Source organism: Persicimonas caeni (assembly GCF_006517175.1).
In the GTDB taxonomy this organism is placed as follows: Bacteria; Myxococcota_A; Bradymonadia; order Bradymonadales; family Bradymonadaceae; genus Persicimonas; species Persicimonas caeni.
In genome coordinates, this window is the sequence record NZ_CP041186.1 from 687,310 (window position 1) to 712,681 (window position 25,372).

The 25,372-nt window shown below is 62.9% G+C and carries 14 protein-coding genes; 4 read left to right on the plus strand and 10 right to left on the minus strand.

Features of this window, described 5'->3' with window-relative positions; genetic code table 11:
* Nucleotides 1-217: 217 nt before the first annotated feature.
* Both FIV42_RS02655 and htpG read right to left on the minus strand, forming a co-directional pair.
* A complete protein-coding gene (locus tag FIV42_RS02655) occupies nucleotides 218-1,273 on the minus strand; it encodes a hypothetical protein (RefSeq protein WP_141196174.1) in 1,056 nt (351 codons plus the stop codon).
* A 717-nt stretch (nucleotides 1,274-1,990) separates the two neighbouring features.
* Nucleotides 1,991-3,916, minus strand: a complete 1,926-nt coding sequence (gene htpG / locus FIV42_RS02660) for a molecular chaperone HtpG (RefSeq protein WP_141196175.1) — start codon at nucleotides 3,914-3,916, stop codon at nucleotides 1,991-1,993.
* A gap of 173 nt (nucleotides 3,917-4,089) precedes the next feature.
* On the opposite strand from htpG, the gene FIV42_RS02665 reads away from it, so the two are divergent.
* Nucleotides 4,090-4,659: a hypothetical protein gene (locus FIV42_RS02665; RefSeq protein WP_141196176.1), complete on the plus strand. Its 570-nt coding sequence runs from the start codon at nucleotides 4,090-4,092 to the stop codon at nucleotides 4,657-4,659.
* A gap of 81 nt (nucleotides 4,660-4,740) precedes the next feature.
* Complete coding sequence (locus FIV42_RS02670) at nucleotides 4,741-5,382, plus strand: hypothetical protein (RefSeq protein WP_141196177.1); 642 nt, start codon at nucleotides 4,741-4,743, stop codon at nucleotides 5,380-5,382.
* Nucleotides 5,383-5,508: 126 nt separating this feature from the next.
* Here FIV42_RS02670 and FIV42_RS02675 read toward each other — a convergent pair whose 3' ends face one another.
* The 6 genes from FIV42_RS02675 to FIV42_RS02700 all read right to left on the minus strand — a co-directional run bounded on the left by FIV42_RS02675 (nucleotide 5,509) and on the right by FIV42_RS02700 (nucleotide 15,186).
* Nucleotides 5,509-6,153, minus strand: coding sequence for an L-threonylcarbamoyladenylate synthase (locus FIV42_RS02675; protein ID WP_141196178.1), 645 nt, complete (start codon nucleotides 6,151-6,153; stop codon nucleotides 5,509-5,511).
* A 92-nt stretch (nucleotides 6,154-6,245) separates the two neighbouring features.
* Complete coding sequence (locus FIV42_RS02680) at nucleotides 6,246-7,034, minus strand: sulfite exporter TauE/SafE family protein (protein ID WP_141196179.1); 789 nt, start codon at nucleotides 7,032-7,034, stop codon at nucleotides 6,246-6,248.
* Nucleotides 7,035-7,057: 23 nt separating this feature from the next.
* Complete coding sequence (gene typA / locus FIV42_RS02685) at nucleotides 7,058-8,863, minus strand: translational GTPase TypA (protein WP_141196180.1); 1,806 nt, start codon at nucleotides 8,861-8,863, stop codon at nucleotides 7,058-7,060.
* A gap of 170 nt (nucleotides 8,864-9,033) precedes the next feature.
* Nucleotides 9,034-11,274, minus strand: coding sequence for a tetratricopeptide repeat protein (locus tag FIV42_RS02690; protein ID WP_141196181.1), 2,241 nt, complete (start codon nucleotides 11,272-11,274; stop codon nucleotides 9,034-9,036).
* A 26-nt stretch (nucleotides 11,275-11,300) separates the two neighbouring features.
* A complete protein-coding gene (locus FIV42_RS02695; protein WP_168210340.1) occupies nucleotides 11,301-13,214 on the minus strand; it encodes a serine/threonine-protein kinase in 1,914 nt (637 codons plus the stop codon).
* A 169-nt stretch (nucleotides 13,215-13,383) separates the two neighbouring features.
* Nucleotides 13,384-15,186: a transglutaminase domain-containing protein gene (locus FIV42_RS02700; RefSeq protein ID WP_168210341.1), complete on the minus strand. Its 1,803-nt coding sequence runs from the start codon at nucleotides 15,184-15,186 to the stop codon at nucleotides 13,384-13,386.
* A 411-nt stretch (nucleotides 15,187-15,597) separates the two neighbouring features.
* On the opposite strand from FIV42_RS02700, the gene FIV42_RS02705 reads away from it, so the two are divergent.
* Complete coding sequence (locus tag FIV42_RS02705; RefSeq protein ID WP_141196184.1) at nucleotides 15,598-20,766, plus strand: dickkopf-related protein; 5,169 nt, start codon at nucleotides 15,598-15,600, stop codon at nucleotides 20,764-20,766.
* 89 nt (nucleotides 20,767-20,855) lie between these two features.
* On the opposite strand, the gene FIV42_RS02710 is transcribed toward FIV42_RS02705, so the two are convergent.
* Together FIV42_RS02710 and FIV42_RS02715 are read right to left on the minus strand one after the other, a co-directional pair.
* Nucleotides 20,856-22,412: an MlaD family protein gene (locus FIV42_RS02710; protein ID WP_141196185.1), complete on the minus strand. Its 1,557-nt coding sequence runs from the start codon at nucleotides 22,410-22,412 to the stop codon at nucleotides 20,856-20,858.
* 5 nt (nucleotides 22,413-22,417) lie between these two features.
* On the minus strand, nucleotides 22,418-23,203 hold the full coding sequence (locus FIV42_RS02715) for an MlaE family ABC transporter permease (RefSeq protein WP_141196186.1): 786 nt from the start codon (nucleotides 23,201-23,203) through the stop codon (nucleotides 22,418-22,420).
* 247 nt (nucleotides 23,204-23,450) lie between these two features.
* On the opposite strand from FIV42_RS02715, the gene FIV42_RS02720 reads away from it, so the two are divergent.
* A complete protein-coding gene (locus FIV42_RS02720; protein WP_141196187.1) occupies nucleotides 23,451-25,367 on the plus strand; it encodes a LysM peptidoglycan-binding domain-containing protein in 1,917 nt (638 codons plus the stop codon).
* Nucleotides 25,368-25,372 lie beyond the last annotated feature (5 nt).

Below are 25,372 nucleotides of genomic sequence, written 5' to 3' on the forward strand. Positions count from 1 at the left end.
AGTTTTGGCAATGGTCTTTGAAGGGTAACTAAGCCGCTCGCTTCGCTCGCTGGTTACTTAGGGTTACTTAGGGTTACTTAGGGTTACTTAGGGTTACTTAGGGTTACTTAGGGTTACTAGGGGTTACTTAGGGTCACTCAGCTCCACTTAGTCACCCTTAGTCCCTCTTAGTCACCCTTAGTCACCCTTAGTCCCTCTTAGTCCCTCTTAGTCACCCTTAGTCCCCCTTACACAACCCACTCGCGCACGACTCACCCGCGGCGCAATCGGCGCTCGACACGCACTGGGGCGACTGCTCGTGGCCCGAGATGCAGAACCCGCTCTCACAGGTTGCTCCCGAGCCGCAGTCGGCGTCGCAGGTGCACGCCTCACGGCAGCGCGCGTTCACGCAGGTCAGGCCATCGGCGCAGTCGGCCGACACTTGGCATTCGGGCTGCGGGCGGTGGTCGGGCACGCAGCGCCCCGAGTCACACCACTCGTCGGAGGGGCAGTGGGTGTCGTCCTGGCAGCCGCGCCGGCAATAGCCGTTCTCGCACGAACCGCTCGGACAATCGTCGTTGTAGACACACTCGGAGCCGCCCTGCGGGTCGGGCGCGCAGTAGCCGCTCGAGCAGACGTCGCCGTGGGCGCACTCGCTGTCGTCGGTGCACGCAAAGTAACACGTCGCGTCGATGCACTGGCCGTCGGGGCCGCACTCGTTGTCGAACACGCAGGTGGTCTCGTCGCCGCACACCGGCTGCTCGCCGGTCGCGTCGGGGCAGCCGGCGTTGTCGTCGTCGGTGCCCGTGCCGTCATCGGTGCCGGGGTCTTCGTCGGGCCCCAGGCAACGGCCGGCGTAGCAAACCTCGTCGGCGGCGCACTGGCTCGAGTTGAAGCATTCGGGCACCACGCAGCGCCCCGACAGGCAGAACTCGTCGACGCTCTCACAGTGATAGTCCTCGGTGCACTCGGGCGATTCGGTACGGTCGACACATTGGGAGTCGACGCAGATCTCACCCGAACTGCAGTCGGTGTTTCGCAAACACTCGTCCCCCGAACCGATGTCATCACCCGTATCGGTGTCAGTGTCGGTGCCCGCGTCCGGCGAGATGTAGTCGTCGCGGTGCTCTGGCGGGCAGCACAGCCCGTCGATGCAGACGTCGTCGCCTGCGCAATCGGCGTCGACGGCGCACCAAACGGCTTCGCCCTCGCCCTCGGAGGTCTCGATATACATGCAGGCCTGCGCGAAGAGCAGCAGACAACAACCAGCAAAGAGTAGGATCGTGCGTTTCATGTTCGGCCTCGGCGTTATCAGTCACACAGTCATTGTTCACTCAGTAAACGACCCCCTGTTGGGTCCTTCACTGCGTTGTTGGGTCCTTCACTGCGTTAGTCGTGACGGGGCCGATTTTTTGTGCATGGAAAGTTATTTTTTTTTGGCGCGAGCGTCGAATGAGCTCGTCACCTCTTGCCTTGGTAGCAGGACCGCACGTATCACCAACCAGCGCTGGAAGCGCTGCCTCCAAAAGAGACTCGCGCTCGCACGGACCTCGAGGCTCATCCAAATACCCTTTCGGGGTATTTTCGCGGACCTCCAGGCCCGCCTTACACCCATCAAGGGGCACTCGGATGCAATTTTGCGCCACCAAAACCGGATTCGGGGGCAGTTTTTTGTGTATCGAGGTGCGTCGGAGGCCGGCAGTGGGGCCCTCCATCGGCTTGGCGCGCCGCCAAAATGCCACCGGAGGGCACTTTTTTCGACAACGTGGGCCAAAAAATGCCGTCGACCCCGTCTCGCGTCTGCCTCGACCTCCAAGAAAATGGCATCGATCGGCACTCGGACGGCGCGCGGCGACGTTTGACTGCCATCGACCCCGCCTCGGCGAGCCCCGAGGCTCAAATTTGCAGGGTTTGGGTAGGGTTTGGCCGCCGTCGCGGGGGCAGAAAACGCCCGCGACGGCGGCCAATTAGCGGGCAAGCTGCCCGCGCTCCTACTCACGGCGCTGACGCCTCAGCCCATCAGGTCGACCATCAGCTTGTTCATGCGCTTGACGAAGGTCGCCGGATCTTCAGGCTTGCCGCCTTCGCTCAGGATCGCCTGGTCGTACAGGACCTGCGTCCAGTCGCCGAAGCTGTCGTTGTCGGTCTCGCCGGTGAGCTTGGCGATGATCGGGTGGGTGGGGTTGAGCTCCAGGACCGGCGCGAAGCCCGGGCTGAACTCGCCGGCTTTCTTGAGGATGCGGTCGAGGTTGGCGCTCACGCCGCCCTCGCCTGCCACCAGGCACGCCGGCGACGAGGTCAGACGCTTCGAGACGCGCACGTCCTGGACGCGCTCGCCCAAGGCATCCTTCATCTTGGCGATGAGGCCTTCGAGCTCTTCGGGGGTCTCGTCTTTCTTCTCGGCTTCGTCTTCCTCGTCACCCTCCTCGTCCTTTTTGTCGAAGTCGAGATCGAGCTCGCCGATGGCGACCGACTGCAGCTCGTGGCCGTCGAACTCGGCCAGGTGCGAGGTGACCCACTCGTCGACCGCGTCGTGCAGGAGCAGGACCTCGACGCCCTTGTCGCGGAAGACCTCCAGGTGCGGGCTATTCTTGGCCGCGGCGAAGGTCTCGGCGGTCACGTAGTAGATCTTGTCCTGGCCGTCCTGCATGCGCTCGACGTACTCGGCGAGCGAGGTGGTCTGGGCAGGCTCGTCGTCGTGGGTGGTGGCGAAGCGCAAGAGCTTGGCGACGCGATCGCGGTTCTTGTTGTCTTCAACCACGCCCTCTTTGAGCACCGGGCCGAAAGCGTTCCAGAACTGCTGGTATTTTTTGCTCTCTTCGCCGTCCTCGGCGAGCTCCTCGAGCATGTCGAGCACACGCTTGATAGCGGTCTTGCGCATAGCGGCGACGATGCGGTTTTCCTGCAAGAACTCGCGCGACAGGTTCAGCGTGAGGTCGTCAGAGTCGACCACTCCGCGCACAAAGCGCAGGTAGCGCGGCATGAACATCTCGGCGTCGTCCATGATGAAGACGCGCTTGACGTATAGCTTGATACCGTGGCGCTTGCCCTCGTAGTTCGTGTTCATGTCGAACGGGCGGCGACCCGGGACATAGAACAACATATTGAACTTCAGGCGCCCCTCGACCTTGCTGTGCGTCCAGGTCAGCGGGTCCTCGAAGTCGTGGGCGACGTGCTTGTAGAACTCTTGGTATTCCTCGTCGGAGATCTCCGAGCGCGGGCGCACCCACAGGGCCGAGGCCTGGTTGACGGTTTCGAATTTCTCGCCCTCTTCCTCCCCCTCTTCATCCTCGCCCTCGGCGGGCATCTCGATGGGAAACGAGATGTGGTCGGAGTATTTACGCACGATGTGGCGCAGCGTGCTCCCCTCGGCGAGCTCGGCGTCGTCCTCGGTCAAGTGGATGGTGATCTCGGTGCCGCGATTGGGCTTCTCGATGGGCTCGATGACGTACTCGCCCTCGCCTTTCGACTCCCAGCGCACGCCTTCTGACGCATCCAGGCCGGCGCGGCGAGTGCGAAGCTCGACGTTGTCGGCGACCATGAACGCCGAGTAGAAGCCCACGCCGAATTGGCCGATGAGCATGGCGTCGTTCTTCTCGTCGCCCGACAGGGCCTCGATGAACTCGCGGGTGCCGCTTTTGGCGATCGTTCCGATATTCTCGGTCACCTCGTCGCGGCTCATGCCGATGCCGTTGTCGGCGATGGTGATCGTCTTGGCGTCGGCGTCGTAGGTGACCCGAATCTTCAGATCGGTGTCCCCCTCGAAGAGCTCTTCGTCCTCGAGCGCGGCGAAGCGCAGCCGGTCAATGGCGTCCGACGCGTTCGAGATGAGCTCGCGCAAAAAGATCTCTTTGTTGCTGTAGACCGAATGAATCATCAGCTTCAGAAGCTGGCTGACCTCGGCCTCGAACTGCTTGACCTGCTTCGTCTCACTCATGATTTCGTACTCCTGTACTCCATGGGGTGCGGTTCCAGAACTGGGTTTTTGCGCGCCACAAGATAGGCAACGAAGCGCATATGTCCAGCGTCCCGGGCCGCTCACTTTTGTCGCCTCGGCGTTTCGGTATAATGCCGCCTGTCTCGAACAGCTCGATTCCGCCGAGGATGGCTATGCCGTACCGCAAGACTGGACTGCTCGCCGTTGGTTTGTTCTTTGTCGTGTCTGCCGCAGGCTGCGGCCCCGACCGCTTTAACGGCGCCGGATGCACCTCCGACGACGACTGCCGACTGGGCCGCGTCTGCGCCGAAGGCATGTGCGTCGACCCGAGCACGCTCGACCAGTTCATCGACCCCGCGCCCTTTGTCGGCGGATGGGATATGCGCGTCTCTGGCACCTTGGTCGAGCCCGACGGGCGCACGCTCGAACTCGAGAACCAAGCCTTCACCGTCGATATTTTGGCAGGCACCGAGGAATCTGACTCCGACCTCATCGTCGAAGTCGGCTTCTGCTCGCTGCCCGCCGACCTCACCAGTGAGAGCACTTTCGAGCTGCTCGACCGCCCCTGCGAGGTGAGCCGCGACGAGACGACGGCGACCTACCAGATTATCCGGGGAAGCGGGACGCTCTCGCAGGAGGGGCAACTCAACTTCACCTACACCGGCGACGCCGAAATCAACACACCGGGCCAGCCGAACCAGAGCTCGAGCTTCGACCTCGTCTTCGAAGGCTCGCAGCCATAGCCCCACAGCTTTCTTTAGTCGCGGCGCGCTTTCGGTATAATGCGCCGCGTCACCCAAATAATGTTCGTTCCGAGGTTGGCTGTGCTCTCCCCCAAGTCTGGTCTATTCGCCTTATTCATCGCCACCGGTTCTCTGCTGCTCGCTTCTGGCTGCGGTGTCGACCGCTTCAATGACGCAGGCTGCGTCTCCGACGAGGAGTGCCGATTCAGCCGCATCTGCTTTGAAGGCACGTGCGTCGACCCCAGCGGCGTCGATCAACCCGTCGAGCCCGATGCCGGACCCGACGCGGACGCCGACGTCGACGATCCCGAGCCGGACACGCCGACGGAGCTCAATTTCATGGGTCAGTGGGAGACCAACGCGACCGGACAGGTCACCCAGCCCGACGGTCGCGTCGAGGAAGTCGACGAAGATCGCGTCATCGTCGATATCCGCGAGGGAATCGACTCGGATTTGACCATCCGTATGCTCGACGCCGAAGGGTTCTGCCCGCTGCAGGCCAGAATCCTCGACGCCAACTCCTTCGAGTTGCTCGACGTGGGCTGCATCAGCGACCAGGGTGACTTCATCATGACCTACGAAGATGTCATTGGGCGAGGCCAAGTGAACCAAGAGGGCATCTTCAACATGACCCTGCAGGCGACAGTGGTCGGTGAAATGGAAGGCCAGCCCGCCTTCAATGCCTACCTCGATATCGCGTTCATCGAAGGTGAACGCCGCTGAGTTGCCTCCTCGCGCACACTTAGGCCCCGAACACCAAAAGGCCCCGAACACAAAAAAGCGCTGCGCAGGAATCTCCCTGCGCGGCGCTTTTCGTTTTCTCACCAGACGTCTTCGAAGGCTTTCGCCTTAGGCGCTCAGCGTCTCGGTAATCTTCTCGGCAGGCACGTGCCCGTCACGCACGACCTTGACCTCACCATTCTTGACCTCGACGACGGTCGAAGACGGCCCGGCGTTCAGATCACCGGCGTCGATGAATAGTCCGATCCGACCGAAGAAATTCTGACGAATCTGCGCCGGCGACGTCTCGCCGTGCTTGTTCTCTTTGTTGGCGCTCGACACGTAAATCGGCCGGCCCAGCTTCTCGACAATCTTGTGGCAGAACTCGTCGTCGGGGATTCGAATACCGACCTTGCCGGTCGCCTTGACCAAGATCTTTCGCACGTCCCGCGGGAGATCGCGCCGCGCGTCGAACCGGATGGTGAGCGGCCCGGGCCAGAGCGATTTGATGAGTTGGCGAGCCTTCGGGTCGATGTCGTCGGCGACGTCGTCGAGCATCTTCTCGTCGGCGACGAACACGAGTGACGGCGCCTTGGAGACGCGTCGTTTGGCCTGCATGACGCCCATGACCGCGGCCTCGTCGGCCAAGTCGGCGATCAGTCGATACTTGCCGTTGCACGGCAGGCAGACCACGCCGCCGTCCTCGAGGACGTTGACGATGTGTTGGAGCTTGTCGGAAGAATTGGTGGCTTCGTCGTACTTGATGATGTCCACGTGCGATCCGTCTGGAAGGGAAGGATTGGAACGGGCTCTCGTTACACGCTACCTCAGTATACGACTTTGTCTGCGGATTTCCATTCAGGACCTCATCCAAAAACAGAAGCGAGCAAACCAAACACCCCGAAGAACTTGAGCATGGAGAAGAAGACGATGACGATCAGCAGTCGCCTCACCCACGTGGCCGCGTTTTCGCTCTCCACGGCGAATTTGGCCGCGGCCCAGGCGCCCAGGCTCTGACCGACGGCCATCATTGCGCCATAGACCCAGTTGACCTGGTCATTGAGCACGAACACCAGCAACGCACCGGTGGTAAAGATGGCCGCGATCAACAACTTGATCGCCGTCGCCTCGACCACGTTATAGCCCACACCGAGCACCAACGCGGCGAGCAAGAGCACGCCGACGCCGGCCTGGATAAACCCGCCGTAGGCGCCGATCACGAAGAACAACGCCAACAACCACCACTTGGGCCGCCCCTCGGGTAATTCGGACTGCTCGCGGAGCCAACGCTTCGGGTTGACCAAGATCACCAAGAGCATCGACGCCATGACCACGCCGATGGCCGTCTCCATGCCCTCCGGGCTCATGCTCGCGGCGATTGCCGCGCCTACCAACGAACCTAAGACCGTGGGCACAATCAGCCAGAGGCTGCCCTCGGTGCGCAGCTTACCGCCGCGACGAAGGGTCTCTAAGCCCACAAAGCATTGGAGAATGACGCCGACGCGGTTGGTGCCGTTGGCGACGGTGGCGGGGAGGCCCAGAAACACCAGAAGCGGCAACGTGACGAGCGAGCCGCTTCCAGCGAGGGTGTTGATGACGCCAGCAAGCCCGCTGCCGACGAACACCAACAAGTAGATATACCAAGCTTCATCCATAGCGGACGTGCAGGTCTAACAAATCATTTCTTGGCGGCTTTGCGTTTGCCGTGGTGAAGGATGTTCTTGCGTACCCGGATCGACTCGGGAGTGATCTCGACATACTCGTCGGGCGCGATGAACTCGATGGCCTTCTCCAGAGAAAATCGCTTCGGCGGCGTCAAGATCAAGGCATCGTCACTGCCCGAGGCGCGCACGTTGGTCAGCTTCTTGCCCTTGCAGGGGTTGACCACCAGCTCGTTCTCGCGGCTGTTCTCGCCGATCACCTGCCCGCCGTAGACATCTTCGCCGGGGCCGACGAAGAGCACGCCGCGCTCCTGCAGGTTGTACAGCGAGTAGGCGGTCGTCTCGCCCTTCTCCAGCACCACGAGGGGGCCGCCGCGATAGCGCTCGATGTCGCCGCGGTACGGGCCGTACTCGTGGAAGTTGGTGTGCATGATGCCGGTACCGCGCGTGTCGGTCAGAAACTCCGAGCGGTAGCCGATGAGGCCACGGGCGGGCACCAGAAACTCGATGCGCTGCGATCCGTCGTTGTTCTGGGTCATGTGGGTCATCTCGCCCTTTCGCTCCTGGAGCTTGCGGATGACCGTGCCGGCGTAGTCGGCCTCGACCTCGATGACGACCTTCTCGATGGGCTCGAGCTTGTTGCCGTTTTCGTCGGTGCGAATGATGACCTCGGGCTGCGAGACTTGCAGCTCGTAGCCCTCGCGGCGCATCTGCTCGAGCAGGACCGACAGGTGGAGCTCACCGCGCCCCGACACCTTGAAGGCCTCCGGGCGGTCGGTGTCCTCGACGCGAAGCGCCACGTTGTGCTCGAGCTCGCGGTCGAGGCGCTCGCGGATCTGACGGCTGGTCAGGTACTTGCCCTCGAGGCCGGCGAACGGGCTGTCGTTGACCATGAAGATCATCGACAGGGTCGGCTCGTCGATCTCGATCATGTCCATCGGCTCGATGTGATCGGGGTCGCAGATCGTCTCACCGGGAAGGATCGCCTCCATGCCGGTCACGGCACAGATCTCACCGGCGCCGATCTCGTCGCGCTCGACCTTCTCGAGGCCTTTGAAGCCGTACAACTTGGTGATGCGCGCCTTGCTCGTCGAACCGTCGCGGCGTGCGATGACGACATTGTCGCCGACTCGCATCTTGCCCGAGAAGACGCGGCCGATGGCCACGCGTCCCAGATAGTCGTCGTAGTTGAGCGTGGCGACCTGCATCTGAAGCGGCCCCTCGGGGTTATCCTTGGGCGGCGCGATATGCTCCAAGATCGCCTCGAAGAGCGGCTCGAGGTCCTTTTGCTCTTCGCCAAGCTCGTGCATCGCAAAGCCGTTGAGGCCCGAGGCGTACACGATCGGAAAGTCGAGCTGCTCGTCGTTGGCCTCCAGATCGACGAACAGGTCGAAGACCATGTCCAAGACCTCGTCGGGGCGCGCGGTGGGCCGGTCGATCTTGTTGATCACCACGATCGGCTTGTGGCCGAGCTGCAGCGACTTTTTGAGCACGAACTTCGTCTGGGGCATCGGGCCTTCGAAGGCGTCGACCAGAAGGAGCACCGAATCGACCATCTTCAAGACACGCTCGACCTCGCCGCCAAAGTCGGCGTGGCCGGGCGTATCGATGATGTTGATCGTGGTGTCTCCGTGCTCGATGGCGGTGCACTTGGCCAAAATCGTGATGCCGCGCTCGCGCTCGAGCTGGTTGGTGTCCATGGCACGCTCGGCCAACTCACGGTGAGCGGCCACCGTGCCGGACTGCTTGAGCATCTCGTCGATAAGCGTCGTCTTGCCGTGGTCGACGTGCGCCACGATCGCGATATTTCGAATGTCTTTCATGGGTTTACTACAGGGGGTCTCGGGGTTTGGGGTCTCGGGGTCTAGGTACAGCACCCCAGACGCCGCCCCGGGTTATGCGAGGATATGGCGGCAAGTCAACCGTGATGTGCAGGAGATTATTCGGAAAGGGTAAAAAAAATGCCCTCGAGAATCGGGGCACCTTCCCCCGATCACCCCACCGACAGGTTCAGCTCGTTGCGCAGCGTGCGATAGCGGTCGCTCACGGCGTACTCGGCGAGCGCCTTCATGCGCTCGTCGACCGAGCGCAGGCTGAGCGTTTGCGGTTCGTTTTGCAGGTAGTCTTGGGCGACCTTCAGATCATCGCAGTAGATGAAGCCGACGCGATTGGCGGTATCTTCGACCGACTCGAGCCAAGTACCCAGGTCGATATTGCCGTCGTTGGCCATCACCTTGCCGACCGCATGCTGCAATCGTCCGAGGTCATCGCCCTTGATATTCTTGCGCAGGTCTTTGAAGGCGCGCTCGGAGTGGTCGTCGCGGTCGAACTCGAGCTCCGGTTGGACCAGCGAGGCGGCCAGCAAGAAGAACGCCTGCAGATCCGACAGCGGACGAATCGCGGCCAGATAGAACGGGGCGAGGAACAAGAAGAGCTGCTTGCCCACAATAAACGCGATATGTTTTTCGCGCCCACTCCCCAGTAGCTCATCGCCGACAATCATCCCCTCGGGCACCAGCGCGCCGTTGATGAGGCCGCGCTGGTCGCTCTTGCGCCACAACTCCGGCAGGCGATCGTAGCCCAGTGATGCACCGATCTGCTTGTAGAGGTTGTTGAACGCGAGTTGCTCTTTAAACTTCACTCGATCTCGGCGACCGAGCCCGTACTTGCGACGACTCTCGCCGACCCACTGCACCAGCGCCGGCTTGATGGTGCCGAACACCCGCGAGACGTCGTTCTGCATCTTCGTGCTGAACACGAAACGCTTGAGCAGGTCCATGGTCAGCGGCCGCTTGGGCACCTTGACCATCGGCGACTCGAGCTTGTTGACGAAGCCACGGGCTTTGTCCCCGAGGCTCCCGCCCAAAAAGTCGTAGGTGCGCAGGTAGATGAACGCCGGATCGATCTCTTTTCGGCGCAGGTGGACGCGACCGATGCGATCGAGGGTGTCGATGCGTGACGGATCGAGGCGGCGAATGGCGTGCAGGTGCTCGAGCGCGAGGTCGCTATGCTCCGGCTTTTTCTCGGCGAGTTCGGCGACCTGCTCGTGCAGCTCGATTTGCTCGGGCAACAACTCGGAGGCCTGCGCGTAAGACATCAACGCCTCGTCTTCACGCTCGAGGTGGTTGATGTAGAGGTCGCCGAGCTTCTGCCACAATACCGTCAGCAGCTTGGCGTCGGGCTCGTCGAGGTCCTGGTTGGCTGCAATGAGCTGCAGGTAGGCAGCCTCCAGACCTTCCCAATCTTTGGCGTCGACCAGAAGTGAGGTGACCTCTTTGAAAGCGTCGAGGCGCGTGGGATCGAGATCGAGCGCCTTTCGAAAGCCGGCGAGTGCCTTCTCGGGCTCCCACAGCTCCTGACGGGCGACCTTGCTCGACTCGATGAGCCAATTGGCCTTCTCCTGGTCCTCCTCGGCGAGGCGGTGCAGCGTGAAGTAGGCACGGCTCAGACGTCGCCAGTCGCCGAGTTGACGCGCCACGCTGGCGATCGACTCGAGCGCGCGCTTGTTCTCGGGGTCCTCGGCGAGCGCCTCTTCGTAGGTGTCGAGCGCGCGCCACGGGTCGTTGAACTTCTCTTTCCAATCGTCGCCCATCGCCACGAGCGCCATCGAGCGCGCGCGTGCGTTGTCGAGCGACTTGATGAGCTTGCGGCGTACTTCGATGACATCGGCCGGCTCGCCGACGGTGCCGACCACTCGCAAGAGCCCGGTGAGCGCGAGTTGGTCGTCCTGAGCCTGCTGCAGCGCCTTCTCGTAGGCGTGACGCGCCTTTTCAGCCTCATCGCTGCTCTCGTAATGCGCGCCGAGCTTACGGTACGCCCAGCCAAGTTTGGCGGCGTCGAGCGCTTGTTTGTGATGAACCAGCATCGAGCGCAGCACCTCGGCGGCGCGCGCCTCTTTGTCGAGAGCGAGCAAGACCTCGGCATAAGCCTCGATCACCTCGAGATTGCGCGGGTCGAATTCGTAGGCATTCTCGTAAGCCTCGACGGCCTCGGCTTCTCGATCGAAGGCACGGTGCAGGTCGCCCAACTGGCGGTACATCCAGATATTCTCGTCGAGGTAACGCGAGGAGTCGGGATGCTTTGCAGCCTCCTCGAGCATCTTCGTCGCAGCGTCGAACTCGCCCGCCTCTAGCTGGGCGGCGACGTCGGCCTTGAAGCGCTGGAAGTCTTCCAGGGCTGGGGTGGGCGTAGCAGTCGATTCAGCAGCGTCGTTGACCTGGTCGATGTCCGACATCGTCTCCGTCCGGGAGCGGGAAGCAGTCACTTGGCGACTAACTCGATGATTTTAGAGGAACGGGCACTCACGTCAACGGTCCGGCGCGCGCGAACCTCGCCAGATTGCTTCAAAACCAGCCGGCGACGCCCCGTGCGCAACCGCAGCGTGTGGCGCGTTCCTCCGCCAATCTTGCGCCCGTCGACGTACAACGTGCCCCATGGGATCACACGCACCTCCACCGAGCCGTAGCTCGGCTTGGTGTCGGGAACCTCGACCTCCTCTTTGGCCGCGGGTTCGTCCGCCGGGGCCGGCTTATCTGCCTGAGAGTCATGGGGAAGATCAGCTGGATTGTCTGGCTTTGCGGGTGCTTTCTCACCGCCCTCGTCGTCGACCGGTGCGGATTCGCCAACCTCAGCCTTCGCCGCTTCTGAGGGCTGCGGCTGCGCGTTGTCGGCCTCGGCCGGCGCTGCCTCCTCCGTCTCCTCCATCTCCTGAGCCGCGGCCTGCTCGGCCTCCAACGGCCGAGCCGGCGATGTCGAGACGAGTGTCGACTCTGCGGACGTCTCGACGCTTCGCGCCGGCGCCGAACCCGCCGCCCCCTCGTGCGACACGAGCACCCACACACCGAGACCACTCAGCACGAGGACCGCCGCGACCGCCGCCCACCACACCGGTGAGAGTTGCCTGGAGACCTCCCTCCCCTTCGAGGAAGCAGACTCGGGCACGGCCTCCTCGGTCGTCTCGCCTCGCTTTTTGGCAAGCTCGGCGGTCGTCCCGTTTCCGTGGGCGTCGAGTTCCGGCCGGGCCGGATTCGGCACGGCCATCGTCGCCATCGTCTTCTCGGCAGGGTCGTCGTCGAACTCGAGTGACGTCGAAGTGATGCCCTCGGCTTGCACGGCCTCATTCCCCGGCTCGGCCTGATTCCCCGGCTCGACCGGCGCGTGCGCCGCCACCTCGTCGAGGGGGCTTTCATAGAGATCGGCGTCCGGTGCCTGAGTCAGCTCGACGTAATCGTCGATGACACCGTCTACCGCAGGGCTCTCGCCCGACGCATCGGGCTGTCTGCCCAGCGCACTGGGTGACGAGCTTACAGGCAATCGTGCAGTGCGCGCGAGCGCCTCGGCGAACTCGGCCACCGAGTCAAACCGGTCGTTGGGGTCCTTTGCGAGAGCCTTGAGCAAGACTTGCTCGAACTCGTCGCCGATGGGCAAGCCGGGGTGAAAATTGCGAACTGGCTCGGGCCTCTCGGCGATTTGGCGCCCGGCGATCTCCATGGCGGTGCCCTCTTCGAAGGGCGTGCGGCCAGTGAGCATCTGATACGCCGAAATCGCCAGCCCGTACATGTCGGTGCGCCCGTCGATGCCCCGGTCGCGAATCTGCTCGGGGGCCATGTATTTGGGCGTACCGATGACGGTGCCGGTGCGCGTCATCTCGCTGACGGTCAATATGCCTGCGCGCACCACCTTGGCGATGCCGAAATCGATCACTTTGACGAACGAAGAGTCGCCACCGCGCTCGATGATCATGATGTTGTGCGGCTTGATGTCGCGGTGGACCAGCCCGATCGCGTGGGCCTCCTGCAGGCTCTGGGCGGCCTGCTCGATAATATGGACGGTGCGCTCGACGCCCAGGGTGCCCTGCTCGCGAATCAGGCTGCGCAGGTCGGTCCCATCGAGCAACTCCATCGCCAAAAAGAGGAGCCCGAGTTCCTCGTCGCGACCAAAATCATACAAGATAACGCTGTTCGGGTGGGTCAGACGCGAGGTCGTCTTGGCTTCGGTACGGAACCTGGTGACGGTCGCTTCGTCCTCACAAAGGTGTGGAAAGAGCACTTTGACGGCGCACTTGCGCCCAACGGACAGTTGTGTTGCCTCGAATACTGCTCCGTAGCCACCTTGGCCAAGGCGCTTGTCGAGCCGAAATCGTCCACACAGGGTCTTTCCCTGCAACTCTTCCATCTTCACGGCGCACCGCCTCGCGTTCTGGGCGTCCCCCGCACGACACATACAACGCAACCGTGCCACGGCAGCGTCGGGACAGTCAGCTTGGTATTGTTTCTTTGTTACGACGTACTTCGATCAATAACACGTTCGACCGCTCAGCGGAAGGGTGCGGCGGATGGGCGGGTCACTCGGCGCGAGCTGGCTGGTGCTCGTCGTCGCCGGCGTAGGTGAGGATGACCGACCAGCGACCGATCGTCACGCTGTCGGGGATGGAGAGTTGGCCCTGGAAGCGGCCGCCGGTGTCGGTGCGCAGCGTGCCTAGCTCGATCGTCGCTTGTTCGGACTTCGAACCGGGCGGCGCCAACATGACTCTGACCTCACGCTTCGCCAGCGGCTGGCCCTGCTGGGTGAACAAGCTTCCGGTCAAGCCCAGCGCGTTCCCCCGAAAGACCTCGGAGGTATCGGCCTCGACGTCGATAATCACCTTGGCGCGCCTGTCTTGCTCTTCGTGCCTCTCGGAGGCCTGCGACGCATCCGATTCGGCCTCCTCGAGATGGGGAGCCGCGCCCTCCATGGCATGCTGCTTGGCCGCATCTGCCATTTCGGCCATCTCGCCGCCAGGAGTCGTCGGACCGTCGCCCGGGGTGGAGGCCTCGCCCGCGGAGTCCGCGCCTGAGGCGTCCGACGAGTTCGATTCGGCGCCCTCCTGCTCGGCCTCGCCGACCTCACCGCCCCGCTCGCGCATGCGGTCGAGCTCGTTTTGGTAATTGGGCGGCTGGGGCAAGTTGTCTTGGCCGGCGTCGTGCACGGTTCCGCCGGCCTGGCTGCTGTAGTTGAGCTCGTTGGCCGCCCCGCCCAGATCGATGCGCCTCCAGCCCGTCTTCGGCCAGTAGACCTCTACGAAGGCATGCGCCTCGTTGTAGATGTAGCGCGTCGAGATGCCCAGGGCGCGCGCCGATATCAAAAACGCCAGGCTTCGGTGCCGACACACGCCGACCTGCTCTCGACTGAGCGAGGCGTACAGGTCCTTACCACGCAATTTGTCGGGAAATTTGCGCCCCTCGAAGTTGCGATAGTACTCGACCAGCCCTGTGAGAGCGTCTTTGGGCCGCATCTGCCTGGAGATGCCCAGCGAGTCGAGCACATTGGCGGCGACCGTGTTCACCGACGACGGGAGCGCCGGCGTCCTGTTGGCTTCACTTTGAGACCGGCTCAGATCACTCCAGTCGATGTCACCGAAGCTCCCGTTGAAGTACGCCTTGGGCACGGCGAGCTTGATGTTCAGCCGAAGAAGCCCCGCCTTTTGAGGCACCACATAGAAGTTGTGGGCCCGGTCGCGCTCGAAGCGCACCGAGGTATCGGGCTCGGCCTGCACCTCGAGGATGCGCTGCGAGGGGGCCACGCTGGGCAGCGGGTGGCGCTCTCCTTTTTTGGCACGCACCAAAAACGACCCCCAGAAGGTCTCTTCCCCAGCTCTGGGGCCGCCGCCTTCGACTGCCACGCGACGGTAGCGCCCCTCGTCGAGAGCGAGCAAATAGTCGCCGGCGTTGTACTGGACTTTGTTTTGGACGACGACGCGTTTGTAGGGAACGACGCTCGGCTCGAAATTCGCGTAGTAATCGAGCTGGTCGACACGGTCGGTTCGGTCGTCGAGCTTGCTCGATTGCTGTCGTGGGTCGAGCGGGCCGTACGGCGTCGAGGTGATACCGGGGTCGACGGGGCCGTCGGCGCCAAAAATCACCTCGTCCTCCCCCGGGTTGACCGACAGACCGGGCGGCTCGCCGGGAGCGCGTGCGGGTTGACCGGACGGTGGCTTCGCGGTGGAGGGCGAGCCCGAGGCGGCCGACGAGGCGGTACTGACGTCGACATCCCACGGGTTGAAATACTCGTGGAGGACGACATCTTCGTTGGACTGCGCCCATACCGCCGTCGCCGTCAGTATGATGGCCGCCGCCCCGGTCATTTTTGCGATGCGTCGTCCGAGCATCGAATCACGCCTGTGTCGGTGAGTTGTCTCGCCCCACTCGTATAAGTGGTCGCCGCCGGCCCATTGTTCCTCAAAGCACCAGATTTCGCCACCGCTGATGATTCGGCGCCCGACAATTCGACGCACGATGAAGGGGAGGCTGGGCCCAAAAACCCCGGCAGCGTCGAACTGTGCCCCAAAAAACCACCATTTCATTCTTGGATTCTTTCAGCGGAAGTTGCTAGAGTCTGCCACCGTATCTTTCGAGAAAAAATATGGAATTGGAGCTCGGCCTCGATGCCGGGCGCAGTCAGTTCGAACGAGCCAAGAGTCGACGATTCCGCCGCTTTTTCGAACCGACGCAGGTCTCTAAAAAGGACTGGGTGATGAAGCGGCTGACTGTACTTCTCTCTTCTGGCGACGTTTGTCTTTTTGGTCGCGTGCGGTGGCGATTCCGGAGGGCAAAAGCAAAAAACTGACGAAGCAGACACCGATCTGACGGCGGATGCAGGTGACGATGTCGAGGACAACGACGCCTCCGACCAGCGGGTCTTCCAGGCATGCTCGCCAGACCCGGAGCTCATCGCGCAGCGCGCGAACTGCCAGATCGACGACGATTGCCCCTGCGGCGCCTACTGTGATTTGGGCGTTTGTGTGGCCGACTGCTCGTCGGATGGCGACTGCGGCGACGGCGAGGCATGCGACCCGTTTGGCAGGTGTCGCGGCGAAGACGCCGTTGGTACGCTGCAACTTCCGTCGGATGTTACCGGCGGGCAAGTCGACTTCACTCTCAACCAATTGGCGCTGCAAGCAGACACCGCTATTGAGGTGAGCATCAAGGTCGGCGAGCACGACGTGCCCCGAGCCCGCGTGGCTGGACGCAACGGCGCCCAGGTGCGCTGTGCTGACGGCGACGAGTTCAGCGACGAGTGTGAGTTGGAGGATCTGGAGGCCAACACGCAGGTCACCGTGGAGGTGCAGCGAAACTCGGTGGACGCCGAGAGTGAGGACGTGGCCGAGGTTACGGTGCATAGCCCGCAAGGCTCCGACAGCATCTCACTTCCCCGCCCGGATCAGCTTCCCGGGTATAAACCTGACGGCGAGCGCAATCTCGCCGGCCCCCTGCAGGGTGTCTACAGCGGCCATATCAAGCTCATCGGCGTCGGCTCGACAGCGAACGCCGGTCTCGATGAGCCGGCGACTCCCATGCAAATGAACGCCAGCGCGACAATCTGGGAGACCGGCGCCGGTGATGTGGTCGTCGCCATCGATGATCCCCTCGGTGCGCTGACCAGCCAAGCTCAGTTGATCGGCCAGGTGACCCTCGGCGCCGATGACGACGCCGATGGCATCGTCGACGGCACCGCGGCCTTCCCGGTACACCCCTTCGCAACCAGCACGGTGGCGGGACGCACGACGGAAATCATCGCCGCCTTCGACGCCGAAGTACGCACGAACACGGCGCCTAGGACGCTGAGCATGCGCATCACACAGCGCTTCGATGGCTCGGGCACCTCGACCGCCCTGTCAGCCCGCTGGCTCGTCGAACTGCGGCGCACGACCGACGTAAGCGACGTCGCCCCCGAAATTCCCGCGGATGTCACGGTGTCCTACGACCCAGCGAGCCGGCTCGGCGACAACACTCCGTGGCAAGACGCCTTCGAAGCCACCCTTGGCACCTTTGGCTACGCGAACTCCGACGCCGCGCTGGCGAGCCGATACTCCTCCTGGCTGCTCCGAGGGGGGCAGGCCCCCGCACAAATGTGCGACGCCGGCGCCGACCGCGCCCGCATTGAAACCCAAGTCGCGCGCAAGTGGACCACAGTTGACGGTATGACAAAGCAGGCCCAACCACGCGGCTACCCGCTCGACGGCCGGCTGTTTCAGCCGATGATCAATGGCAATTCGAAGCTGCTGCTGACCGACATCATCGACGCCCCCGACGCCCTCGGACCGCTTCCGGGCACCGACGGCGGCATCCCATGCGCATTCGCGTCGATGCAGGGCGAATTAACGGTCGACGCGGACTTCTTTGGTGCAGCAGAGACATCCAGCGCTGCTACCGGGGTGACCTCGTATTGCCAGATTCTGCAACAGAACACCGGCTGCGAGATCGTCACGTCGAGTTATACATTCGATGAAACCGTCAGCATGAATATCAAGGGCCCGATCGACAAGCCGGGCTCGATTCGAGTCTTCGGAGAAGTCACCGCCGTGTGCAAGCTGCCGAGTGTCCAGCCGACCTGTGCGGAGCAAATCGCCTGTCTCGAGCCGGCCGACAACACCTCGCCGGGCGAGTATGAGGGCAGCTTCTTCAGCACGACGACGCTGCCTACGTTCGGCTCGTCGACCTGCGCGTCGACCACTCGCACCGCCACCATCGACTTGGACGCCTCGGCCGCCACCAGCGACGAGGCCGTTGGTGACAAACTCCAAACGTGCCTGTCGGAACTCGAGGTGCTGGCAGACGCGCCGGGGACGCCCTCCGGTGAATTCGGAGTTGGCTTCAACGAGCTGTACGGCAGTGCGTCGTGCATCGACGTGGCGCGCCTGCTGACCAGCTTGGGCGTACAGACCGAGGCTTGGCGAGGCGAGCAGGCGCTCCGCACCGTCGACCTCATCTACCCCGCGGCCTACCAGAATCGGCTGCTGGCACGCTGGCTCGAGCTGCACGCGATGCTCTCTACCTACGGCAGTGACGTCTCCAAGCTCGCCGATGTCTTGCAGGCCGACCCGCTTCCCGGTGATGCGCCGCTTCCCGACCAGCAAAGGCTGCTCGACACGATGTTGAGCGGCTGGGATTTGTTGATGGCGCAACATATCCAAGCATCGCTCTTGGAGGCCCCCGGGGATGCGTTGGTAACGCCGGACTACCGATTCCACCGCTTCGGAACCACCGGAGACAGCACGGGCGAGCAGAACAAGGCGCTGGCGGCGGTCTTGCTGACGACCCTCGACCGCCAAGCGGGTTTCGTCAACGCGACCATCTCGAACAGTGCCGGGGAGGCCGAAGAGGAGCGACTCCAGCCTCTGGCGCGGTTCGTGCCGCGCAGTGTCTTCGCCCAAGCGTTGGCCGCCCACTTGTATCGCCGAGCCCTCGACGCCGACCCCAACCTGGCGTGGAAGGACCAGTACGAAAGAGCCGCCAGCCGCTTCACCAAGACCATCGGCCAGCTCCAGCAGACCTTTGCGAGTGTCCACTCGGGTGAAAACCCGCTAGGCATCGACGACACCGATCTGCCGCTGTACTTCCAGGCCAGCGACCGGGAAGGCGCCGACGCGCGCTTCTCGGCGATCAGCCGTTTTATCGCCGGTGACCCGACCAATCTCGACGCCTGGGCGCCGGTGATGGTCCAGCGGGCCCAAGATGGCATCGAGGCGCTGCGGACCGCATACAAAGCCGAGCACGAGCGCAAAGTGCGCGAAGCACGCGCCGAGCGCGACCTGACGCGATGGGTCGATGACGTGCGCGACGAGTACAACGCCGTGTTGCGCGATTATTGCGGCCCGTTGACCGGCTCACCGGTCGAGGACGCCAACTTCAATGCGGCGACCTGCGCGCTGAACAGAGACGACGCCTCCTGCACGTTGGACACTGTGGCTTGGTACCGCAGCTGGGAGGCCGACGACGTCATGGGCCGCATCTGCGTGGCCGACGCGCTCCGAGAGAGCACGCTCGACGGCGACGTCGGCTTCGCGTTCGACCGCGTGCGCCAATGGACCGCGACATGCCTGGGCTCCTCGGGCGCCACCAGCGGCGCGGTGACGCTCGAAGACTGCGCCAACACCGCCGACACCAGTTGCTTGATTTGCAACGCCGACACCAGCGTCGAGGAGTTACCGCTTGAAGCCACCTCGCTGGATCTGGTCCTTCCCGGCTCCCTGGCGAGCATGTCCAAAGATGCCGTCGAGGACTGGCAGGCCATCAAACAGGACTGCCGTAGCAGCTTCCCGCAGATGCGATTGAACGTGCCGCTGCCCAGCTCTCCGTTGGAGACGCCCGGTTGTGTGCGCGGCTCGCTGGGCGAAGCACACCTCGATGTGGTCGCCGCCGTACAAGACATCGAGCAAGCACGCGCGGCCCTCGCCGAGCACAACGAAGCCTACGACATCGCCATGGAGTCGTGCTTCATTCTGCAGGAGGCCAACGACGAGCTTCAGGCTGCGCGCGATTCCCACCAACAGAATATGCAGGGCCTGCGACTGGCCAAAGGCATTGCCGACGGGGCCGCGGCGGCCGCTTCCGGCGTCAAAGATTGCGCGGGCTTCGTGCAAAATACCGACCTGGATAATCCCGTCGAGGCCATCAAAGATAGCGGCGCGGCGGCAGCGGGTTGCGCAGCCGCCGGCGTCGAGACGGTGGCCAATATTGCCAGCATCGCGCTGGAAACCGAGATGGAGAACGCCCAGCAGCGCCATGAAAACTTGGTCGCCGGGATCGAGCAACAAGCCGAGCTCGACATCTGCTTCAACGACGCCAAGCAAGAGTTGATTGGCGCGAAGACCGCGGCGATCGAGCTCGAAAAAGCAGTCTTCGAGATGCAGCGCGCTCGCGCTCGCGTCGCCGAACAGACCGCCGACGCTCAGCGCGCCTGGGAAGACGGTTACTCCTACCTGGCCGAGATTGCCGAATTTCCGGTGCCGTCGGGTGCAGGTGAGCCTTGGATCAACGAGGAGATCGACGCGTACGTGCGCGACTACACACTGGCACGACGCGCCACCTTCCTGGCCGTTCGCGCCGTCGAATACGAGTTCCAGCAGTCCCTCGAACTGCGACAGGCGGTCATCGAGGCGAAGGTGCCGAACGACCTTCAGACTGTGCTCAATGAGCTTTGGACGACTTCCGGGACCAGATCAATCAACGGCAGTCGACCGACCGAGCTTCTGACGGTGCTCAGCCTGCGCGACGATATCCTTCAGCTCGGCGACGAGAGCGCGTGGCCCGACGCCTTCCGACCCATGAGCCCCGCGCAGCGCCTCAAGACGGTGCTCGGCGCCGAGGCCTACGCGGTCTACGACGACGAAGGCAGCTACGCCGGCCAGCGCATCCCGTTTACCATCGCGCCGCTGGGCGCGTTGGGCTTCGAGACGCGCGGGGTGCCGATCTACTCGGAGAACGACTGCGCCGAGCGCCTCTGGTCATTGAACGCCTCGGTCGTCGGCGACAACCTCTACGAGGGCTCCGATACCACGTTCGTGCGCATGGACGTGCTCAAGAAGAACACCTTCTTCAGTCAATGGTGCGGCGCGCCCCCCGAAGGAGCCGAGCGCTTCCAGGTCGCCTCGGTGCGCCCCTCGCGCAACCTGTTCCGTGAGCCCGGCCTCGGCGAAGGTGTCGGCGGCGAATTGGGCGTCGAACAAGGCGTGACAGCCTTCTCGCGAGCGCGCATTCAGGCGTTCCTTGGCGTCGACCGCGCCGAACTCGAAGACCCGCAGTACGCCAACGGCCAGACCAGCGAGTTGGCCGCACGCGGACTGTATGGCGAGTACTCCATCTTCATCCCCGCCGACGTGATCAGCCGCAACGGTAGCCAGGGGCTGGTCCTCGACCGAGTCGACGACATCCTTTTGCGCCTCGACTATCTCTCCGTGGCCAACTGATCACCGCACGACTCACACCACCACACAGCAAAGCCCCGGATGCGCGCGCATCCGGGGCTTTTGTCTTGGTAGGCGTTGCGGTCGCGAAGTTACGGCGAGGGCACCCCGGTCGTGGTAATGATCGCCTTCAAGTCCTCGTCATCGAACTCGAGGCCGACGCCCAGAAAGTAATCGCGGCGCTCTTCGTTGAGCACGTCGTCGACGCCGCCCATGATATACGCATACTCGAAGAACTCGTAGGTCGCGAAAGCGCGAAAGCGGGGGTTGCGGTCGACCGAGAAGTCGAACACGTCGGTCTGAACCTGAAGGTCTTGCCCCTCACCGAACAAGAAGTCGGCGCCCAAGCCGCCCGAACTCTCCATGATGCCGAAGCGGCCGTACATCATGAACCACGGCGTGGCCTGCCAGCCGCGAGCGAGCTGCGCGCTGAACTTGAAGTCGTCGGTCGTGGTGACGGTGGTCTCGCGGTACAGCGGATCTTCGGCGCTCGAGTCGGTGGTGTTGATATCCTCGCGCACGATGCTCGTGTTGCCGCGGAAGTCGTCGATGAGTTGCAGCAAATAGTATTTGTCGGGCTCGGGCTGCAGCTTGACGCCCACGACATTTTTGAGCTGCTCGTGCTGGATATGGTACTCGGAGCGCAGTTGGACAATGGTCTTGAGCCGGGTCAGCCGGCCGGTGAACTCCTCGGCGTCGGCCAAGATACGCTCGGTCTTCTCGGCGATGGTCGGGCTGTTGACCAGCGCCCCCAGCGTCCCCTCGCCCTCGTTGACCTTGTCGGTGATGTCTTGGACGTTCTGAAGGCTGTAGTTGAGCGAATCGAGCGTGGTCTGCAGCCGCGAGAGCGTGCCGCGAAGGGTGCCCAGGCCCGCCTGCAGGTCGCCCGAGGACTGGCCGATGATGAACTTGACCTCTTGGACGACGGTGCGCGCGTCCTTGATCATGTCGTCGAGCGACTCAGTGCCGGTGCGCGTAAACTGGGCGACGTCGCGGCTGATCATCTCGGCGTTGGCCACGATGCGACCCACGCGCTCGCTATTCGAGCCGACGAAGGTGCGCAACGTGCCCAAAATCTCCTGCAGGTCGGCCAACAGCTGCTCGATCTTTTGCTGGCCCTGCTCTCCGCCGAACACTGCGGACAACGACTCGGTGATTTGCTGGATATCGGCGGTGATTTCGTTGAACCGCTCGAACAGCTCTTCGGGCCCCACAGGCTCGACGACGTTGTGAATGCGGTCGCCGTCATCGAGCACATCGCCCTCGGTGCCCGGCGTAATCTCCAAAAAGAAGTCCCCGATGAGGCTCGCCTGCTTTTTGGCGACCGTCGCCCCGTTTTTGTACCGGCCGGTGGGCTGCTCGATCCCCTCGTACAGCTTGATGTCGCGGTCGATGGCGACGTCCACACGCGCCTCGGCGCCGGCTAGCTCGATCGATTTGATCTGGCCAATCGGGATCCCCGCCATCATGACCCGCGAGTTGACCGCCAGTCCGGTGACGTCGTCGAAGTGCGCGTAGACGGTGTAGCTATCCTCTTCGGAAAAGGAGACGCCCCCGGTCAACTGCACGATCATAAAGATCGTGCCCACGATGCCGGCGAGCACCAACAGCCCCACCTTGAACGGCGTTATGACATTTTTGAGCTTCATCTACTTCAATCCCACATCAGCACCGTGAGGACGTAATCAATGCACAGGATCGACACGCTGCTTACCACCACGGAGGACGTCGTCGCCTCCCCAACCCCTTTGGCGCCACCTGACGCATAGAATCCTTTGTAACAGCCAACCAGCGCGATGACCATCCCGAAGGCCGCTGCCTTGATGCCCGACTTGAGCAAATCGGCCGGCTCGACGAAGTCGCGAATCTCGGCCACGAAGATGCCCGGGTCGACGCCGAGGACGTGCACTGTCAGGAAATACGCCGCCAAGATACCCACCAGATTCGACAGCATGGTGAGGACCGGCAGCATGATGATGCTGGCGAAAAGGCGCGGGGTGACCAGGTACTGGATCGGGTTGACGGCCATGACCGCCATCGCATCGATCTGCTCGGTCACCCGCATCGTGCCCAGCTCGGTGGTCATCGAGCTTCCCGTACGGCCGGCGACCATCAGTCCGGCGAGCACCGGTCCGAGCTCGCGCACCAGCGACACGGCCACCGTGCCGCCGACGAGGGACTCGGCATTGAACAGACTGAACGCGTAGTGCGACTGATACGCCAGGACCAGCCCGGCAAACATGCCGGTCAGCAGCACGATCGGCAGGCTGCCGACCCCGATCGTCTCGAGCGCCTGGAACCAGATGCGCAGCCGATATGGCGGTCGAAACGCCCACACGATCGCCTCGACGAGCATGATGACCACCTGGCCAAGCTCCTCGACGAACCCAATCGCGGCGTTGCCAATGGCCTCGACCCCGGCCTTTAACTTAGCGAGCATGCAATTCCATCAGGACAGAACTTCTACGACTGGCCAGGACCGACGGTCCTCGCCTCTTCCCACGGGTAGCACAGGTAGGGTGCCCGTGCAAAATTTGATGGGTCCCTCCCCGATTCGGGGAGGTGCCTCACGTAGTTCGCAAGGTGGAGGGGGCCTCGGCAAGCCAAACTTCTGACTAACTGCATTTGTATCACCACCTACCGCGCAGTATCATCCCCGCGCAAAGAACCTCTCACACAAGAAGTCCATGAAGTTGCCGTACGCTAAGCTAAGCCTCTTTATCGCTTTTGTGGCGTTGTCTCTTTCCTCTGCCGACGCCTTGGCGCAAGAACAGATGGCCGAGGCTGGCGCCGACGCGCCCTCGGCGGTCGACGTCGCCGTGGACTCGATTCACGAGGCGACCACCACCGCCTTCGACGCCTCATCGGACAAAACGCGTGCCGCTGGCATCGGCACCGAGGAGGGCACGAAAGATTACGAAGAGGTCACCAAGCTCGAGGAGCTCGAAGAGCAGACGCTCGACGCGGTGCTGGTGGGAAACGACAACGAGTTCGACTCGCAGCTCCTGGCGCCGTTTCGCGGCAGCTTGAGTTCGTTGCACGAAGATCTGGGCTACGTCGCCGAGTTGCACCAACTGTCGGGCATGCCACCGGCGGGCTCGAAGCTGCTCGATGTCGAGGCGGTCCGGAAGCGCTTCGAAAATACTCAGGTGCTGGGGCTGACCGAACACAACCAAGCGACCGTGCGCGCTTACCTCGACTTTTTCGACGGGCGAGGAAAGCCGATTCTGGCCGGCTGGATGAAGCGCATGGCGAGGTACGCGCCGCTCATCAAAAAGACGCTGCGTGAAGAAGGCTTGCCCGAAGACCTCATCTACGTGGCCATGATCGAGAGTGGCTTCAGCCCATGGGCGCGCTCGCCGGCCAACGCCGTAGGTTTGTGGCAGTTCATCCGCTCGACGGGCCGCTACATGGACCTGCGCATCGACGCCTACGTCGACGAACGACGTGACCCGGTCAAGGCGACCCGCGCGGCCGCCCGTTACCTGACCTACCTGCACGAAAAGTTCGGCTCCTGGCCGCTGGCGCTCGCCGGCTACAACGGCGGGCCGGGCCTGGTAGCCAAAACCATCAAGAAGCACAACTCGAACAACTACTGGTTCATCTGCCGCCAAAAGGGCATGTACAGCGAGACGCGTCGCTACGTGCCCAAGGTCATCGCCGCGGCGCTGGTGGCCAAAAACGCCGACATCTTCGATCTCGACATCCTCGACGAGCACGACGCCTGGGACTTCGACGTGGTCGAGGTCGACCCGAAGACGCGCCTGAGCCTGGTCGCCCGGGCCGTGGGAACCGATGTCGATACTCTCGAGGAGCTCAACCCCGAGCTGCTCCGCAACTACACCCCGCCCGGCAAGAGCAAATATGAGCTGCGCATCCCGGCCGGAACGACCAAGAAGTTCGTCGAGAATTTCGACAAGGTGAAAACCGAGGAAGGCGCCGATCACGTCACCTATCGGGTGCGCTTCGGTGAGTCGGTCAGGATGATCGGCGAGCGCATGGAGGTGCCGCCGCGCGTGATTCGGGCGGCGAACGGCCTCGACCAGGACGAGCTCCCACAGTTCGGCCAAGAGATCGTCCTCCCCAAAAAGGCGCTCGGCACCTGGAAACCCCGTAAGAAGAGCAAGTCGAAGAAGGTCATTTTGCTGCCTTCCAAAAAGTTCGACCACCCCAAAAAGAAGCGTTACTTCTACCAGGTCAACGACGGCGACACCCTCGAGGCGATGGCTCGCGGGCTAGGCGTCAAACCAGCCGACATCGTCATGTGGAACGACCTCGACCCCACCGCCCATCTCAAAGAGGGCCTCTACTTGCAGATCTTTTTGCCCGAGGACAAAAAGGTCGACTCGCTGGCGCTGGCCGCAGGCGAAGAGGTCAAGCCCATCGTCATCGGCAGCAACGAGCACAAAGCCTACAAGCGAAAGAAGAGCCGCGGGTCGGGACGCGGCCGGCGCTGGCACCGGGTGCGCTCGGGCGAGAGCCTGTGGCTCATCGCCCGCAAGTACCGGGTGACAGTCAAAAAGCTCAAGCGGTGGAATCGCCGCCTTCGCCGCAGCAACACGCTGCAGCCGGGCCAGAAGATTCTGGTCTACCCGGGAAGGTAATTCGG